General features: G+C 45.3%; 17 protein-coding genes, 1 tRNA gene and 1 pseudogene. 8 read left to right on the top strand and 11 right to left on the bottom strand.

The window, feature by feature from the left end:
• The first annotated feature begins 69 nt into the window (after positions 1-69).
• From DSM107010_RS27660 to asnB, 3 genes and pseudogenes are all read left to right on the top strand, one after another.
• Complete coding sequence (locus DSM107010_RS27660; RefSeq protein ID WP_258183866.1) at positions 70-609, top strand: aspartate/glutamate racemase family protein; 540 nt, start codon at positions 70-72, stop codon at positions 607-609.
• 112 nt (positions 610-721) lie between these two features.
• A pseudogene (locus tag DSM107010_RS27655) lies at positions 722-1738 on the top strand (ABC transporter ATP-binding protein).
• 174 nt (positions 1739-1912) lie between these two features.
• Positions 1913-3949 carry an asparagine synthase (glutamine-hydrolyzing) gene (asnB, locus tag DSM107010_RS27650; protein WP_106167257.1) on the top strand — a complete coding sequence of 679 codons (2037 nt, stop codon included), beginning with the start codon at positions 1913-1915 and terminating at the stop codon, positions 3947-3949.
• Positions 3950-3992: 43 nt separating this feature from the next.
• Here the strand turns inward: asnB and DSM107010_RS27645 are convergent, their stop codons facing one another.
• Both DSM107010_RS27645 and DSM107010_RS27640 read right to left on the bottom strand, forming a co-directional pair.
• A complete protein-coding gene (locus tag DSM107010_RS27645) occupies positions 3993-4208 on the bottom strand; it encodes a hypothetical protein (protein ID WP_015152490.1) in 216 nt (71 codons plus the stop codon).
• On the bottom strand, positions 4195-4641 hold the full coding sequence (locus tag DSM107010_RS27640) for a PIN domain-containing protein (RefSeq protein ID WP_106167256.1): 447 nt from the start codon (positions 4639-4641) through the stop codon (positions 4195-4197). The genes DSM107010_RS27645 and DSM107010_RS27640 overlap by 14 nt, the downstream gene beginning before the upstream one ends.
• Before the next feature lie 238 nt (positions 4642-4879).
• Between DSM107010_RS27640 and DSM107010_RS27635 the strand changes: the two genes are divergently transcribed.
• On the top strand, positions 4880-6214 hold the full coding sequence (locus DSM107010_RS27635) for a hypothetical protein (protein WP_158631877.1): 1335 nt from the start codon (positions 4880-4882) through the stop codon (positions 6212-6214).
• Between the two features lie 55 nt (positions 6215-6269).
• Here the strand turns inward: DSM107010_RS27635 and DSM107010_RS27630 are convergent, their stop codons facing one another.
• The 6 genes from DSM107010_RS27630 to yqeK all read right to left on the bottom strand — a co-directional run bounded on the left by DSM107010_RS27630 (position 6270) and on the right by yqeK (position 10782).
• Positions 6270-7694: a slr1306 family protein gene (locus DSM107010_RS27630; protein ID WP_106167254.1), complete on the bottom strand. Its 1425-nt coding sequence runs from the start codon at positions 7692-7694 to the stop codon at positions 6270-6272.
• Between the two features lie 188 nt (positions 7695-7882).
• Positions 7883-7959: transfer RNA gene (locus tag DSM107010_RS27625), tRNA-Met, on the bottom strand.
• A 41-nt stretch (positions 7960-8000) separates the two neighbouring features.
• Positions 8001-8954 (bottom strand): asparaginase, encoded by a 954-nt coding sequence (locus DSM107010_RS27620; RefSeq protein WP_106167253.1) that lies wholly within the window; start codon positions 8952-8954, stop codon positions 8001-8003.
• A 130-nt stretch (positions 8955-9084) separates the two neighbouring features.
• Complete coding sequence (locus tag DSM107010_RS27615) at positions 9085-9585, bottom strand: CGLD27 family protein (RefSeq protein WP_015152485.1); 501 nt, start codon at positions 9583-9585, stop codon at positions 9085-9087.
• On the bottom strand, positions 9582-10034 hold the full coding sequence (gene rsfS / locus DSM107010_RS27610) for a ribosome silencing factor (protein WP_106167252.1): 453 nt from the start codon (positions 10032-10034) through the stop codon (positions 9582-9584). The genes DSM107010_RS27615 and rsfS overlap by 4 nt, the downstream gene beginning before the upstream one ends.
• A 112-nt stretch (positions 10035-10146) precedes the next feature.
• Positions 10147-10782 (bottom strand): bis(5'-nucleosyl)-tetraphosphatase (symmetrical) YqeK, encoded by a 636-nt coding sequence (gene yqeK / locus DSM107010_RS27605; RefSeq protein WP_015152483.1) that lies wholly within the window; start codon positions 10780-10782, stop codon positions 10147-10149.
• 206 nt (positions 10783-10988) lie between these two features.
• On the opposite strand from yqeK, the gene DSM107010_RS27600 reads away from it, so the two are divergent.
• The gene (locus tag DSM107010_RS27600; protein ID WP_106167251.1) at positions 10989-11765 is read left to right on the top strand and encodes a 7-carboxy-7-deazaguanine synthase QueE; all 777 of its coding nucleotides are present in this window, start codon (positions 10989-10991) and stop codon (positions 11763-11765) included.
• 26 nt (positions 11766-11791) lie between these two features.
• On the opposite strand, the gene DSM107010_RS27595 is transcribed toward DSM107010_RS27600, so the two are convergent.
• Positions 11792-12436 (bottom strand): DUF3318 domain-containing protein, encoded by a 645-nt coding sequence (locus tag DSM107010_RS27595; RefSeq protein WP_106167250.1) that lies wholly within the window; start codon positions 12434-12436, stop codon positions 11792-11794.
• Between the two features lie 116 nt (positions 12437-12552).
• Between DSM107010_RS27595 and DSM107010_RS27590 the strand changes: the two genes are divergently transcribed.
• The 3 genes from DSM107010_RS27590 (at position 12553) to DSM107010_RS27580 (ending at position 14448) form a co-directional block, all read left to right on the top strand.
• Positions 12553-12846, top strand: coding sequence for a J domain-containing protein (locus DSM107010_RS27590; protein WP_106167249.1), 294 nt, complete (start codon positions 12553-12555; stop codon positions 12844-12846).
• 24 nt (positions 12847-12870) lie between these two features.
• The gene (locus DSM107010_RS27585) at positions 12871-13746 is read left to right on the top strand and encodes a GUN4 domain-containing protein (protein ID WP_106167248.1); all 876 of its coding nucleotides are present in this window, start codon (positions 12871-12873) and stop codon (positions 13744-13746) included.
• Positions 13747-13848: 102 nt separating this feature from the next.
• Entirely contained in the window at positions 13849-14448 is a 600-nt protein-coding gene (locus DSM107010_RS27580; RefSeq protein ID WP_106167247.1) for a transposase, read from the top strand.
• 115 nt (positions 14449-14563) lie between these two features.
• On the opposite strand, the gene DSM107010_RS27575 is transcribed toward DSM107010_RS27580, so the two are convergent.
• Positions 14564-14818 (bottom strand): TIGR02450 family Trp-rich protein, encoded by a 255-nt coding sequence (locus tag DSM107010_RS27575; RefSeq protein ID WP_084739202.1) that lies wholly within the window; start codon positions 14816-14818, stop codon positions 14564-14566.
• 58 nt (positions 14819-14876) lie between these two features.
• Complete coding sequence (locus DSM107010_RS27570; RefSeq protein WP_199755780.1) at positions 14877-16505, bottom strand: serine/threonine-protein kinase; 1629 nt, start codon at positions 16503-16505, stop codon at positions 14877-14879.
• Position 16506: the final 1 nt, after the last annotated feature.

The following is a 16506-nucleotide window of genomic DNA, read 5'->3' as shown; positions in this document are numbered from 1 at the left end:
TGAATCCTTAATAGAGCATCCTACAGTTGATTTTTCTCCTTTTTGCCTCGTTTAAGATTTACTTTATGAATAGCCTCTAAGCTAGAACAAGCTGGTGCTGATTTTATCGTCATGGCTACGAACACTCTACATCGAGTTGCGCCACAAATTGAAGCAGCCATTGAGATCCCCTTAATTCATATGGTTGATGTTACTGCTGCTGAAATTAGACAGCAGGGCATTACAAAAGTTGGCATACTGGGTACTAAACCTGTCATGCAAGCAGATTTTTATCGCGATCGCTTCAAATTACATGATATTGAATTAATCGCACCGAGCGATCGCCAATGTCAGATTATCGATACCATTATCTTTGACGAGCTAGTTCATCGCAGCATTCAAGATGAATCGCGCCAAATCTACATCGAGATTATGCAGGAATTAGGCGATCGCGGCGCTCAGGGAATGGTTTTAGGTTGCACTGAAATCTCATTACTGGTTGAACCAGAAGATTTCCCCGATTTACCCTTGTTTGATACCACTGCTTTGCATTGCCAAAAAGCAGTTAATTTGGCATTAGAAATCGAATTTCTACCAGTCAAAACGATGAAATATAGCAATCCTAGATAACTCGTGAAATCGATTGCTCATGTAGAGACGTTACATGTAACGTCTCTACATAGGAAACGCTCACAAATCAATTTGGATTGCTATAGTTGTTTATCCACCGCAGGAAAAACCGATGGTGCAATCTCAAACCAGTGCAAATCAAACTGATAGAAAAAGCGCGACGCTACTCAAAATTCGCGATTTACAGGTTTATTTTCCAATCCACAAAGGTATTATTCTCCAAAAGCAAATCGGCTGGGTCAAAGCTGTAGATGGCTTGAATTTTGATATGAAACGAAAAGAAACTTTAGGACTTGTAGGAGAATCTGGCTGCGGCAAAAGCACGACTGGCAGAGCAATTTTACAGCTAATTCCTCCTACTCACGGACAAGTTTACTTTGAAGATACAGAACTAACCAAGCTTACAGGCGAACAGTTGCGACAAATCCGACAGTGGATGCAAATGATTTTTCAATATTCCTATGCATCCCTCAATCCTCGTATGACAGTAGGCGATATTGTTAGCGAACCGCTGGAAATTTTTGGTTTAGCCACAGGACGAGACAAACAACAGCAAGTCAACCAATTATTAGAAATGGTGGGCTTAACTCCAGAGTTTATCCACCGCTACCCGCATGAATTTTCAGGCGGACAACGCCAGCGAATTGTCATCGCCCGTGCATTAGCCGTGCGTCCCGATTTTATTGTTTGCGACGAACCGATCGCGGCGCTTGATGTTTCCATTCAAGCCCAAATCGTCAACCTAATGCAATCCCTACAAGCAGAATTAGGACTGACTTATTGATTTATTGCCCACGATCTAAGCGTTGTCCGGCATATATCCGATCGCATTGCCGTGATGTATCTAGGTAAAATTGTCGAACTTGCCGATCGCGTTGCCCTTTACGAAAAACCTTTACACCCGTATACTCAAGCCTTACTCTCAGCTATCCCAATTCCCGATCCGCAAATTGAAGCAAAACGCGATCGCATTGCCCTCCAAGGCGACGTTCCCAGTCCCACAAACCCGCCTTCTGGCTGTCGCTTTCACACCCGTTGTCCCATCGCTGTAGATATATGCAGTCGACAGGAACCAGAATTTAGAGATGCAGGCGGCGGACATTACGTTGCTTGTTATTTAGTCGAGTGAGTAGTGGTAGGGGCGCACAGTTGTGCGCCCGTACAGTGAGTAGTAGAAATACCAACTACCAACTACCAATTCCCATTCCTGTTCCCTAAGATACATTACAGGCTGTCACTCGAAACTTAAGATAGTCTCCCAAGACAGATTTGAGTGCAGTATACGGAGTACAGGAGACAAGCCATGTGTGGCATTGGTGGCGTAATGAATCGCGATCCGTCCCGTCCGGTCGATCCAAACGTCTTGGTAGCGATGGCAGCAATCCAAAGTCATCGCGGTCCCGATGGATGCGGTTGGAAAGTGGTAGACAATCGCGGCGTTGGCTTTGCCCATGCTCGTCTTGCTATCATCGATCTCAATCCCGAACGAGGACGACAGCCATTTGTCTCGGCTGACGGTCAGCATACAATCGTCCACAATGGCGAGTTTTACGATTATAAGCGCCTGCGTTCCGACCTCACTTCACGCGGTTATCGCTTTGCCACCAAGAGCGATACAGAATTAACATTACATTTAGCAGACAGATACGGATTAGAAGGTGCATTACCCCATCTGCGCGGCGAGTTTGCTTTTGCATTTTACGAAAAAGCAGCAGATCGATTGACATTGGTACGCGATCGCTTTGGGGTAAAACCTTTATACTGGGCGCAGACACCAGAAAGTTTTGTCTTTGGTTCGGAAATTAAAGTTGTCTTTGCACACCCTGACGTACAGCGCCAGATATCTTCCCAAGGTTTGTATCACCAATTAATGCAACTGATGGTTCCTGGTACAAGTGCGTTTGAGGGAGTTCACGCCGTCCAACCAGGACAAATGGTAATTGTAGAACGACAAAACGGACAGTTACGGGTGCAGACTAAGACTTATTGGGATTTAAATTTCCCTTTGTTGAGCGATCGCACCTCTTCGCAACCTGATGATTTCTATATCGAAGAATTGCGTCGCTATTTTATCGAATCAATTCAATTAAAACTAGAAGCCGACGTACCTGTAGCTTGCTATCTTTCCGGTGGAATTGATTCTTGTACGATTTTGGGAGTCGCCGCCGCTTGTCAACAGTCGCCTGTAAAAGCTTTTACAGTTGGTTTTGACGATCGCGATTATGACGAAACGGCGATTTCGCAAGAAATGGCGCAGGCTGTAGGAGCCGACCAAGATATCGTCACGGTACAAGGGGGACAACTCTACGAGCATTTTGCCCGTGCGATTTGGCACACCGAACGCAGTATCTACAATACGTTTACAATTGCCAAGATGCTGCTGAGCGAACACGTCCACAATGCAGGCTATCGCGTTGTTTTAACGGGGGAAGGTTCGGACGAATTATTTGCTGGCTATCCCCAACTACGACTCGATATGATTTTGCATGGAATGCAAGATGCATCTCCCGCAGAACGAGCGGATTTAGAGGATTGGTTACAAGCAAGCAATCGCATATTCAAAGGTAATTTACTGGCAGAAAAACCCCTAGACGATCCGGCGCTGACAGACGCAATCGGGTTTACGCCTAGCTGTCTTCAGTCGTGGTTAACTGCGGCTCATTCTGTCCCTGGCTTAATGCACTCAGATCGTCGCGCCGCGACTCGCGATTATTCCCCAGGAGAGGCGATCGCTTCTGTCCTCGATCGCAGTCAAATTCAAGGTCGTCATCCCCTTGACAAAGTGCAGTATATATGGACAAAAACTCAATTTGAGTCGCAAGTTTTAGGTTGGGCAGGCGATCGCGTTGATATGGCAAACTCAATGGAAGCGCGTCCGCCATTCCTCGACCATCATTTAGTAGAGTTTGCCGTGACGTTACCCCCTTTATTGCGTTTTCGAGGGCGAAAAGATAAATTCGTCTTGCGCGAAGCCATGCGCGGATTGTTACCCAAAGCCCTTTACGAACGACAAAAGTTTGCATTCATGGCTCCTCCAGCGCATACTGATGTAGCCAAGCAAAAAGCCATGCGATCGCTAGCTGACGATTATTTATCAAAACAGGCGATCGAAGCTGCTGGGTTATTAGATAATGCAGCCGTGCAACAAGTTTTACAACAACATGCGGACAGCAACACATCCGATTCAGAACGGACAAAACTAGATGCAATTATCAACCACATGCTGAGCGTGCAAATGCTCCACCAACATTTTGTAGCAACAGACGTACCAAAACAAGCCCGCGATCGCGCTAGGGAATTGGGTTGGCAAGTGCAGCAACCAACGCTAACAAATGCTTAAGCGAACATTGTCTGTAGGGGCGAATTTACCAATAACTCGAATCTCATTCGACATTTTTTGATTTCTGAAATTCTAGAATCTTATCGTACAAACTTGCTACTGATTCTTCTGCAAAAAGCTCATCCTTGAGTTTAAGATAATTGCCGCTGCCAATATTGCAAGCTGCCCAAAACCGAGACACCTCAGATGGCTTCATCTTAGAAAAGAGAATCTGTAATCCTTCGTGCAAAACTTGTTGTTCGCTCTTAACTTGGATCATTGTTATTTGTCTCCAACACAAAATCAACTGGATTTACTACTTTCATCGTCAATCCCGAACACCGATTGATAAGCCGCTTGTCACAAGTAATGAAGTAGTCACTATCAGCTACCTCAGCACATGCAATATGCAATGCATCTATTGCCTTGAGTCCATTCTCTTCTAATTGCTCGGCTCTTTGTCGGATTGCTTCATTCACTTCTTGTCTAAATCTTGCCATTTGGAGATAACGATTCATGGCTTCCTGTCTGATGGGATATGGATTGCGGCTATTCTCATACTCCAATACTGAAGAACTGACTAACTCTACTATTGTTGCCTCAACCATTTGCAGAATGATGGTGACAGCTTGCGATTCGAGAAAAATTTTGGGCTGAGTGCGATCGTCGAATGGGCGGTTATAGGCACTGGTATCTAAATATATTTTTGTCATGCAAGTGCCTGAAGCAAATCCAACCTATTGTATCTTACGATCGCCCGCCATAAATAGTGAATTAGGTTGGCAAGCCCAGCACCCAACACCAGCTAGTAAACAAATTCGTCAAAATGCACGACTGAGATCTCCAAAAATTGTGTATTTTTTACTACTAGTATTAGCGTATTAACACGTAAGATTTCAGGCTATATTGGCTCCAAGGAACTAATACACTTGTATGTTGTTAGTGGTAATTATGCCAAAACTATATTTTTATCTTTTGGGAGCAGTAGCCCTAATTGCTGCGGTAATAGCTTTGGTTGCCCCGTCTTTAGCCAAGGCTCAGTGGGTGGAACAAGCCAAGTTGGTTTCTGACAATGAAGCTGGCAAATACGAATTTGCTCAGGCTGTAGCCATCTCTGGCGATACTGCCGTTGTTGGGCTTCCTTACTATGGTGAGCTTACAGACATCAATAACGCTGGCAGAATCTCTGCTGAGGTTTCCCGTAGTGGTGCAACCGGAAAAGTCATGGGATGGACAAATGAAGGCGCTGCCTACGTCTATCGCTGTTCGGGGAGCAGATGCTCCTTGAGTGCCAAACTCTTGATGCCAAAAAACCAAGCAGACGGATATCATGAGTTTGGTTCTGAGGTTGCCATTGATGGAGACACTATTCTAGTTGCGGCAGACGCATTTAGAGGAGAAGCTCTAAATGAAGTTCTACAGTATTTGCCGCTATACATCTTTACTCGCTCTAGGGATAGTTGGTCTTTGCAACAATCTCATCTGGCACTGCCCTATTCCCTCAAAGCCACGTATTCCATTAAATCTGTAGCACTGAGCGGAGATACAGCGGTTGTAGGGATAGGAGGACGAACTCACGTTTTCCACCGCCATCCCAGCACTGGCAGTTGGTCTTATGAAGCTGAACTTACACCGGATACCCCAACCTATGGCTTTGGTGAAGCAGTGGCGATTGATGGCGATACGATTATAGTCAGCGGGGGTACTCCGAGCAAGACAATAACTAGCAACTCTACTGTTGCTGCATTTGTATTTGTACGGAATTCGACTACAGGCAGCTGGTCATTGCAAGCTCAATTAGTCCCATTCAAAAATGAGAATACTAGCACCAGAAGAACTGTTGCTCTCTCTAGCAATACAGCTGTGGTTGGCTTACCAGGAGAAAGTAGCGATAGGGGTGCAGCTTTCGTGTATGAGCGCAATCCTGCCACTGGAAAATGGTCAAAACAGGCTAGGTTAGTGCCAAATGACGTATTACCGTTTCATCAGTATGGCTTTGGTGGCAGTGTGGGCATTGATGGCAATTCAATTGTGGTTGGCGTATCTTTAGAACATAAAGCCAGTCCCAACTGGTTTCAGCCACATCGCGTTGAAAAAGCTGTCTATGTGTTTGAGCGTAACAGTCGCATAGGTTGGTGGTCGCAGCCAGTCAAGCTTTTACCCCAGGACTACAAGGAAGTGGCACGCACATATGGAAAAAGAGTTGATATTTCAGGTGAACGAGTTATACTTTCTGCTGGTAGCATTGGGACTGACTCTGCCTATATTTTTCGTCGAGTCAATTAACATGTAGGGGCGCACAGCTGTGCGCCCCTACGGATTGCGTATTACATCGAACAAATCAAGATTGATTCAACTGCGGTTGAGGAGCTGGCAACAACCTTCCCAATCCCTGTTTAACAAACCCTTGCAAGAAAGCAACTTGCTGATTTTGTTGAAACACATTTTGTAAAGTCTGTCCCAACTTATCTAAATTCAACCCTGACGCTGAATCGATCGCCTCTTCCTGTTGTTGGAAATATTCGATCAGACTACACCCAGCTAAGCGAGTTAAATAAGCGGCGCTGACTCCCTGTACGGCTCCACCCGCTACAAAAGTGACAGCATTAGTTTTTAAAACAGTGCTAATGGCTTTAGTAGAAAGTTCCACCAAACCTAACTTCAACATCAAACTACCCATCGTTCCCGCTACATTTTGCGCTTGCTCTAGCGAAAACTTTTGCTGGTAGACTGTGCCTAATTCCATCACCAACTGAGCGTTAATTGCTGCTGTTGCGAGTAAATCTAAAGCTGGAACTGGGTTAGCAAAAGCGGCGGCGGCGGCGATCCATTGGTATTGTTCTACAACAGGGAGGGCGCGATCGCGTCTGATTCCATCTAGAATGACTTTGCCTTCTGCTTTCAATTCTTCAGCTTGGCGTTTAGTAGTTGCCCATACCAACTGCTGCGCTTCTTGCTGGAGAATATATTCTAGACGTTGTGTTAAAGCAGAAACTTCAGGTAAACGCTGTTCCAACCATTCCTCTACCGCACCATCAGTTTGATGCTGGCGCACTTTTAACGGATTGGGTGCAGATGCGATCGCGACAACATCTTCTGCTGCTAGCATCGGCTGCATCTTTTGCTGGAGCGAGTATAAAATAACAGCGCGATCGTCTGGGAGATATTGGTCTTGTTTATTAAATACCAAAACTAGGCGCTGATGGGCTGCCAATAGTTGTTGTAAAGTTTGATATTCTGAATCGGTTAAATCTGCCGCTGTGACAAATAAGATCAGATCGGATGCGATCGCTCTTTGCAAAGCTTCTATATCAGTTTTAGTTTCAACTTCGCTAAATAAAGCTGCTGTCTCGCTCAAACACAGCTTTCGTTGTTGTGGCTGTGTTTCTAGAACTTGTAACAAAGTCGTCTTCCCGACAGATTTACCACCAGTAATCGCTAAATTAATTTCTTGCCGATCGATCTGCGCTTCTAACTGGGCAATTTTTTCCCGCAGTTCTGGAGTAGGGTGATTTTCTGTTTCCAGTCGATCTACTACTACTTGTACTTGCGCGATCGCTTTTTCTACCGTTTCGCGATTGACGGGTAATTCTTGCACCTGCTGTTTGGGGCGATATTTCCCAAATAACCATAAACACAGGATGATGGCGATCGCACCCATCAAGCTAAACTCACCCAGATGCGCTAAAGATTCTCGCCACCCTTGCAAAAACCACAGCGCAAAGGCTAAACCAACACCACCGATTAAAATTGGACGCTGCAACATACCAGCCACACTCGCAACATCTCTAGTCTAATGATTTCCCACATTAAAATAGCACTCTAGATGGCTCTGGACGTGCGGAGTTTACTATACTTTGCGATCGGTTGACGGCAAGCGACTTGTTACCTGCGATACTTGACCTAAAACAAAACCCTGCAACTTTTTACAGTGCAGGGCTTTATTTTTGAAATTGGTGGCGGGAAGTGGATTTGAACCACTGACCTTCGGGTTATGAGCCCGACGAGCTACCAGGCTGCTCTATCCCGCGTCAACTTTTCTAGTATAACCATAAGTTTTGGTAATTTGCAACTATAACAGCGACAATTCTCCTAAAACCTCTAGGCGCTTGAATTTACCAAACTCCATAAAGCTTTCAGCTAGGGTTTCTGCGGCTGAGGGACTGAGCCAACCCATTTGCTTGAGCAAGTGAATCGCTACAGCGTGTTTAGCGCGTTTAGAACCGTCGATCGCCTTGATTGCCAACCCCATTCCCTCGCCGACTCTACCAATACACTGCACGCCTTCTGCACCCGCCTTACTAACGAGTTCCCCTTGCGTCAGACGCATGATTTCCGTGTCGAATTCTCCTTCCCCTGCAATCAAGGTGGGATGATAGGTCATAGCACGCACGATCCGTTCCAGATCCAAGCTGCTACCAGAAGCAAGCTGAGCGTATAAAGCTGCCATTTGTCCCAACTGCATAAAATAGGTAGGCGCACCACAATCATCGTGAGCGCAGATAAATTCCTCAGCAGGCATCCGCAGCATTTCAGCTACTTTAGTCAGAATTAACTGCTGTACGGGGTGGTTGCGTTGGAGATAGCTATTGAGCGCCCAACGGCGTTGCTGACACACGGCTAACATTCCCGCATGTTTGCCAGAACAATTGTATTCTAGGGGGCTGCGCTTACCCGCAGGCGTGGGACATTGCAATGCCGAGGGCTCGATATCTGCTCGCCAAAGAATATTAAAGACTTGTCGCACTTGGGCGATCGCAGCTTTATGCGAACTACAAATAATCGCTAAATCTCGATCTGTGAGATTGTAGCGTTCTAAAGTGCCTGTTGTTGTCACGCCTAGTGCTTGAAATGGCTTGAGAGCAGAACGCACGAAAGTTGCTGTTTCCGCATTGCCAGCCACAGATAGCACCCGTCCTCGGTTGTCACAGACAACTGCTTGGACGTGATGGATCGATTCGACGATCCCTTCCCGCAGCAACCGGACTTCCAGTTCTGCGGCTTGAGTTCTTTTTCCCCTTGTCATGGGTTAGAATGTATCACCTTTTTGGTAATTTGATAATTGGTGATTGGTAGTTGGTGAGTTAGGCAAGAGGCAAATTTTGACTTTTAACTTTTGACTTTTGACTTCCCATTACCTATTACCCATTATCGATTTATAAAAAATACCAGATTAAGCCCCCAGACAGGAGAAATAGACCCAGCCAAGCAAAAGTGCGGCGGAGTCTTTGTAGGATTGGTTTAACTTGGTAGCTGACAATGAGCCGATCGCGGGTCAGAATTTCTAGTGGTTTCGTCCAGTTTTGACCGTCGTACCAACCTGTTTCCTCATAAAAGATCGTCTGATTCATCAGGCGATCGCGCACGTAAGACCAACCGAGGTACATCCGGGCAACTGCTAAAATTACCCCCAGACTCGCGCCCAGCGTGCCGCATAGCAAGAATTGGGTTGCGTGTTTGATGGGTGGAAAACTAGCAGCGGCAATCGGTCCCGCCACTATCCACGACCACCCCCAAACCCACAGTAGTTTGCCAACATACTGCCGTAATTCTAAAGTGGCAGTCCGAAAAAAACCGGATGATTTGAGCTGTTCGTATTCATTGAGCGGTTGTTGTTCGTCAGGAACTGGACAGACAGAAACAGGTGATTCCATCATTTTGTTGTTCTCCCATCGCCGCTGGCGGTTGGAAAATCGATCCGTTCGGCATGACCCCAGAATGCTTCTAGATTATAAAACTCTCGTTCGCTGGGCATCATAATATGAACCAAGACATCGCCATAGTCTTGTAACACCCAAGTCCCTTCATTCTTGCCTTCCGTCCGCAGTAGCTTTCTATGCCATTCTTTGACAACTTTATCCTCAATTGCATCTGCGATCGCCCTTACCTGTACCCTAGAATATCCTGTGACAATTGCGAAGTAATCGGCTAAGTAAGAAACATCAGCGACATGCAACAGGACAATATCGCCTGCTTTGCGATCGGCAGCAGCCTCCGCAATTGCCAAGGCTAATTTCCGACTCTCATCGGCATGAGTAGCACTGACTTTACTAGAGTTCAGAAAAGCGGACTGAGAGATTGAATTTGCTTGGGTATATTCAGACATTAAACCTCATTTTGCGAGCTATGTTTGACAAATCAATTATCTAAAACAAAAGAGCAACTATGCTCATAATAATTGTCAAATGTACAACTTCAGACAGAGCGAAACTATTTCTTCATTTAAGCATGTGCGGAGAGTGGTGCTTGCTTTTTACCCAGTTAAGAAACCAATTTCGAGTCGCGATCGTGCGTGGATGAATTAAACAATGAGTCTCTATTAAAAATTTTAAAGAATAATCGCAGGTACGCCAAACAGCTTGAGATAAATTTTGATAACTCATCTGTCGTAAAGCTTGTAACTCAGGGGTATCGCCTCTACCTGGCTCAATGCTATCCGCTAAAAACACGATACAGCTCAATTCCGTCATTTCTGGTCTGCCCAAAGTATGATTGGCGATCGCCTGCAATACTTCTTCATCTTGCACCCCAAAAGTATCTCTAGCAACGATCGCGCTGACATCGGCATGTAACAAATGAGGATGTAATTCCATCACGGGATCGATCTCTAACCCCTCAACACGCGCCATTTCCAGCAGCTTAGCGGGCTTAAAATATTTTGCCAAGTCGTGCATTAGCCCCGACATCGCCGCCTTCTCCACATTTTGACGGTGATGCTCAGCCAACTCCACCGCCATCTGCTCTACCCTAAGAATATGGTCGATGCGGGACTGCGGTACGTGTTCTGACAGCCAGCTTAAAACCCGTTCGCGCTTGACCGTAATGTACTCCGAGCTATGGTTGAGATTTAGCACAATAAGAGAGTTAATCTCGACTCAATTCCCAATCTCATTGTAGCGAAGCCCATTAATTAGGAGCGAGAACGAAAATCTATCTTTGTACCTTTGCGCCTTTGCTACGCCAGTCACCTCAACGGGAGGCACCCCCGCACGGTGCTGGCTCGTCTTTGCGCGACCTAATTTAAAACTTTAACTTTTACGCTACTGCCCCATTCTGACCCATGACAACCGCCCGTCTCATCGAAATCTTCTCCGCCATTCAAGGCGAAGGATTAAACGTCGGCACGCGCCAAATCTTCATCCGGTTCGCGCTATGCGATCTACGTTGCCATTTTTGCGATAGCGCCCATACCTGGAGCGTACCATCAACATGTCGCGTCGAGCGATCGCCTGGACTGCGAGACTTTGAAACCCACCCTAACCCCGTACCGCTCAATACTCTATTAACTTGGATAGAACGGCAAAACTCCCCAGGCTTACACGATAGCATCAGCCTTACAGGAGGCGAACCATTACTACACGCACCTTTTCTAGTAGAATTCTTACCCCTCGTACGTCGTGCCACTGGACTACCCATTTATCTCGAAACGGGAGGTCATCGTCCGCAACAACTGCAACTCATCCTACCTTACCTTGACTCGGTGGGCATGGATATTAAACTACCCAGCGTCAGTGGCGAAGATCGCTGGAACGAACACGCAGAATTTTTGCAAGCCTGTTACCCAGCAGACATAGAGGTATTTATCAAAGCGATCGTTTCCAGTCAAACCGATCTCGGAGACTTAGCCAAGGCAGCTAAACTAGTTGCATCCGTCAACCCAGAAATTCCTGTATTTCTACAACCCGCTACCCCACTTACACCATCCCAGCAGTTCGGAGGCATTCCCATCCAAGCACCCACTCCAGCACAAGTATTGCATTGGCAAGCGCTAATGAAACAAGAACTCAAACAAGTCCGCGTTATTCCCCAAACTCACAAAATGCTGAACCAGCTATAAAGACGCGAAATTTCGCGTCCCTACAACTACATCATGTCATCTGATGCGGCTTTCGTTTTGGCTTTTGCCTTGTTAGCACTACGCTTGAGTGCCTGCAAGCGACCTTCATATTTCGCTTTTTGCCGCTTGCCTGGTGCTTGCTCGATTAAAGTTTTTAAAGCACTACCAAGACTCTTGTATGCATTGGGCAGAGTATAACCGAAACGAGTTGCCAAGGCGATCGCCTTTTCGTCTGCCTCTATTGCCTCTTTGACCTGCTTTTCGCCATTATTCTTTTGATACAGCCGATATCCCGACACGCCGCACAGCGCCACTGCTAGCAACAATAACAAACCATCCTGTACCCAAAGTTCGCCTACCGCGCCACCCAAACCAATTGCCAGCGCTGCCATTTCCCAACCATCTTTGGGAATGGTGTCATTTTGAATTCGCGCCACTTCGTGCCAAAATAGCAGATTCCGCTGATCGATCGCCAGCGCATCCCACTTAATCAGATCGATTTGAATTTCCACCTGATCGCTGCCAATTTCTTCACTCCGAATCAGGGGTGGGTTAACTTCCGTCGTTCCTTCGACAGTTACCCAACTTTGCAGTTCTGGGGGCAGTATACCCTTGAGTCGCCGCAATTCGCTCATTTCGGCTTTAGCCGAGGAGGTTGCATAGGATGTCATAAACAGGATTCCAACAAGTGGCTAAGAATGCTTCTACTCTCATTTTGGAGTATAGCGAATCACATCGTCCAAATTTTGGGAAAGCTTAAGTAGAGAGCTACCTATGCTGTCCTTCTATGAATCATATTAATCGGTGTTACGAAATCCTTGGGCTTCAACCAGGGGTAACTTTGGAGCAAGTCAAGCAGGCTTATCGGGACTTAACTATGGTTTGGCATCCCGATCGCTTTTCCCACAATCCTCGCCTACAAGAAAAGGCGCAAGAGGAATTGAAGAAAATTAATGAAGCCTACGAAGTGCTGAAGTCTTCTACATTTAGTGCTTCAGCGAATACTCATTCCTCTAGTTCTGCTAGTTCTACAGATGAGCGGTCGGACTCGCAGAAAACTCGCCAATCTAATTCTTATTAGACTGAAACTTGTTTTGAACAGGGAATGGATAAGGCAAGAAGAGGACAATATCAAGAATCAATTGATGATTTTAATCTTGCAATCAGGTCTAATCCCAATTACAGTGCGGCTTTCAAATTTCGGGGTATCGCATATTCAAAGCTTAGGGATAAACAAAAGGCTTTTTATGATTTCAAGCAAGCTGCTGGCTTATATTTAAGAGCGAACGATGTAGAGAGTTATCATAACACAATACAACTTCTTTTAAATTTAAAAATATCAGAATCCGATCGTGCTAGAAAATTTAGCTATCGAAGGCTACAAGAATTACTTTTAATAGGAAATTGGCAGGAAGCAGACAAAGAAACTCTATCTATAATGCTGCAAATAGTTGGCAGAGAAAAACAAGCTTTTCTTAGCGAGCAAGATATTAAAAATTTTCCATCTACTCATCTTCATATCATCGACCAACTCTGGATGGTATATAGTAACGGTCACTTTGGCTTTAGAGTCAAAAAGCAAATTTGGCAAAGTATTGGAGGTACAAGTAAATCTGACAGTAATGTCTGGCGTGCATTTGGCGATCGCGTTGGATGGCGAGTGAAGTATGATAGTAGTTTTGTTAAAACTTGGATTGCATACAGTGACTTTAATTTTACTCTAGATGCTCCAGCGGGACATCTTCCAACTGCGCTACCTGGTAGACGTTACTCTTTTCTCTCAGTTATAGCCTCGATGATTTTATTATTCTTATTTACTCTATTTGTCATTACTATTTTAGGCTTTTCAAGTTCGTATTTTATTAGTGGATTTGTGTGTCTGTTTCTGGTGACGTTCAATACGATTTATAATGGTAGCCAACAATATACAAAAGAGTGGTGGCAACAATTATTTTCTCGCGCTCAGATTTGCGAAATTTAATATTTGAATCTTGTAGGGGCGGGTTCACTAAAAATATTTGTATATAAACAAAAATATTACTAAACCAGCCCCATCCTACGAAATCTCCCCTTACAAGGCATTATGAAATACGATCCGCAAAAACATCATCGCCGTTCAATTCGCCTCAAGGGATACGACTATACTCAACCAGGTGCATACTTTATCACTATTTGTGCGTGGCAAAAAGTATGTTTATTTGGTGAAATTATAGATAAAAAAATGCGTTCAAATCGATATGGCGAAGTTATTCAATATAATTGGTTCGATTTGATGAGGCGTTATTCTGACATCCAACTGGATGCTTTTGTTACCATGCCGAATCACGTACATGGAATTATTTGGTTGCTAGATCCGCATGGGGTGGGGGCAGGTTTGGAAAGCCTTTGTGTGGGGAATACAAATATTGCTGATGAACCCACCCCTACAGTATACGGTGATGATGCCAAATCGAAATCTGCTAAATACTGCGGCTTACCGGAAATTATTCAAGGATTCAAAACTGCTTCAGCTACGCGGATTAATCAGTTACGGCGTACAACTGGTGTTCCTGTATGGCAGCGAAATTACTACGAACATATTATTCGAGACGACATAGCATTACAAAATATCAGAAAATATATTATGGATAACCCGTTATCCTGGCAGCAAGACAAATTGTATCAAAATTCGCAACGATCGTAGGGGCGGGTTCACCAAAAATATTCATACCTCAACACAAAATATCTATAAACCCGCCCCCACCCCACGCGGATCTACAACAGGTTTACCTAAAATCTTTGCGTCGAAACAAAAAATATCAATCAACTGTAGCAGCTAATTCTGCCATCTCTTGTAGAGATTGCCAGCCAGCCAGCCACTGGGAACGATCCTTTAGCAAATTCGCATTGATCCAAAACCTGGCTTCAGGATCGCAGGCGGCGACCATTTCCGCAAACACCCACTTGCCTTGATTTTTGCGATTGACCACTTGAAAGTGCCTCCAGCCGAACATTTTTTGCTGGGAAGTCCATTTGGAACCAACGAGATAGGGGAATTTTTGCTTTTTGGGCATGGATAGCACGGAAACACGTTGCAGAGACACAACGTGTCGCGTCTCCATAACTCTTAGTTTAGTGACATTGCCAAATTTTTACAGTGCTGTCAGCACTACCAGAAGCGATCGCCTGTTCGTCAGGACTCAGAGCAATTGACCAAATGGCATCATCATGGCTGCCGATAGTTTTGACAAACTTACCATTTTCAGATTGCCAAACTTTGAGCGTTTTATCGCCACTACCACTGACAATAATTTTCCCCAACGGACTTAAAGCAACACCGCTGACACGGCTGGTATGACCTTCAAGCGTGTGAGTTAGCTTACTATCATGCCACATCTTAATCGTGCCATCTTCGCTGCCAGAGACGATGGTGCGTCCATCTTTACTAAAAACAATCGATCGCACCCATCCAGAATGTCCCGTCAGATCGCCCATCCATTTTTCTTTGTATAAGTCCCACAAACGAATAACTTCGCCGCAACCTCCAGCTAACACTTTGCCATCTGGACTATTGGCAACTGACAATACATAACCGGAGTGTCCTGTCAAGGTGTACATGAGATTACCTGTATATAAATCCCACAACTTCACTGTGCCATCGTCACTTCCGCTAAAAATTACCCTACCATCACGACTTGTCGCGATCGCGCTGACTCCATTCGCGTGTCCGGCTAGAGTTTGAATCAGTTTGCCACTATTCACGTTCCAGATCTTGACAGTTTTATCGGCACTGCAACTAACGAGAGATTTACCGTCAGGACTAAAAGTCAATCCCCGTACCCAGTTGCTATGGTCTCTAAGAGAGTAAACTAAACTACCGCTATCCAACTCCCAGATATTAATGGTTTTGTCTGCACTGCCACTAGCGACTAACTGTCCATCTGGGCTAATGGCAACTGCTCTAATCTGTCCTGAATGTCCGGTTAAAGTATGCACGCACTGCCAATTTTTAATTTCTACAGGTGGCGGTGGCGGTGGCGGTGGCGGTGGCGGTGGTGGTGGCGGTGGCGGTGCTGCTGCGGTTGCTGGTGCGACAATTGGTTCGCTGAGGTCTTTGAGTACCTCTTCCGCCGATTGATAGCGACGCTGGACGTACTCTTGCAACATGCGATCGAGAATGTCACTTAATCGGTCTGAAACATCAATACCCCTTTGCTGCAAATAGGGTCGCCACATCCAGTTTCCTTCTAAAGGATTGTAGATTTCGTCTAGTTCTGCATTTGTCATCAGGCGAATGCAGGTGACACCCAAGCTGTAAATATCGCTGGCGGGGAATGCCCTTCCACCGCGCAGTTGTTCGATGGGGGCATATCCTTCGGTTCCTGGTTTGGTACTAGCAGCAGAGATACTCGTCCCAGCAAGTTGTTTTGCTACGCCAAAATCGATTAAGACAAATTTGTTATCAACTTTTTGACGTAGAATATTTGTCGGTTTAATATCCCGATGAATCACATCGCAATGGTGAATGAATTGCAGTACGGGCAGTAAACTCTGCATCAGCGCCCGAATTTGTTCTTCGTTAAACGATCCTTGCTGTTCTAATTCTTTTTCTAAATCTTGCCCGTCAATATGCTGTTGTACCAAGTACAAGCGTTGTTCTTGTTCAAAATAACCGAATAAAGTTGGAATTTGGGGATGTTTCTCCCCTAGTTCTAATAACTGTCTGGCTTCTTGCTTGAACAATAAAGTAGCCTTTGCCATT

Source organism: Chroococcidiopsis cubana SAG 39.79, from assembly GCF_003991895.1.
GTDB classification, from domain to species: Bacteria; Cyanobacteriota; Cyanobacteriia; order Cyanobacteriales; family Chroococcidiopsidaceae; genus Chroococcidiopsis; species Chroococcidiopsis thermalis.
Note: the sequence above shows the minus strand (reverse complement) of the source record. Positions and strands in the feature narration are given on the sequence as shown.

Coding starts and splice junctions, on each gene's coding strand:
- DSM107010_RS27590 (WP_106167249.1), top strand. CDS start 12,553: ATGAATCATATTAATCGGTGTTACGAAATCCTTGGGCTTCAACCAGGG.
- DSM107010_RS27575 (WP_084739202.1), bottom strand. CDS start 14,818: ATGCCCAAAAAGCAAAAATTCCCCTATCTCGTTGGTTCCAAATGGACT.
- DSM107010_RS27615 (WP_015152485.1), bottom strand. CDS start 9,585: ATGATGGAATCACCTGTTTCTGTCTGTCCAGTTCCTGACGAACAACAA.
- DSM107010_RS27600 (WP_106167251.1), top strand. CDS start 10,989: ATGACAACCGCCCGTCTCATCGAAATCTTCTCCGCCATTCAAGGCGAA.
- DSM107010_RS27585 (WP_106167248.1), top strand. CDS start 12,871: ATGGATAAGGCAAGAAGAGGACAATATCAAGAATCAATTGATGATTTT.
- DSM107010_RS27635 (WP_158631877.1), top strand. CDS start 4,880: ATGCCAAAACTATATTTTTATCTTTTGGGAGCAGTAGCCCTAATTGCT.
- DSM107010_RS27645 (WP_015152490.1), bottom strand. CDS start 4,208: ATGATCCAAGTTAAGAGCGAACAACAAGTTTTGCACGAAGGATTACAG.
- DSM107010_RS27630 (WP_106167254.1), bottom strand. CDS start 7,694: ATGTTGCAGCGTCCAATTTTAATCGGTGGTGTTGGTTTAGCCTTTGCG.
- DSM107010_RS27640 (WP_106167256.1), bottom strand. CDS start 4,641: ATGACAAAAATATATTTAGATACCAGTGCCTATAACCGCCCATTCGAC.
- DSM107010_RS27580 (WP_106167247.1), top strand. CDS start 13,849: ATGAAATACGATCCGCAAAAACATCATCGCCGTTCAATTCGCCTCAAG.
- DSM107010_RS27620 (WP_106167253.1), bottom strand. CDS start 8,954: ATGACAAGGGGAAAAAGAACTCAAGCCGCAGAACTGGAAGTCCGGTTG.
- DSM107010_RS27570 (WP_199755780.1), bottom strand. CDS start 16,505: ATGGCAAAGGCTACTTTATTGTTCAAGCAAGAAGCCAGACAGTTATTA.
- rsfS (WP_106167252.1), bottom strand. CDS start 10,034: ATGTCTGAATATACCCAAGCAAATTCAATCTCTCAGTCCGCTTTTCTG.
- asnB (WP_106167257.1), top strand. CDS start 1,913: ATGTGTGGCATTGGTGGCGTAATGAATCGCGATCCGTCCCGTCCGGTC.
- DSM107010_RS27595 (WP_106167250.1), bottom strand. CDS start 12,436: ATGACATCCTATGCAACCTCCTCGGCTAAAGCCGAAATGAGCGAATTG.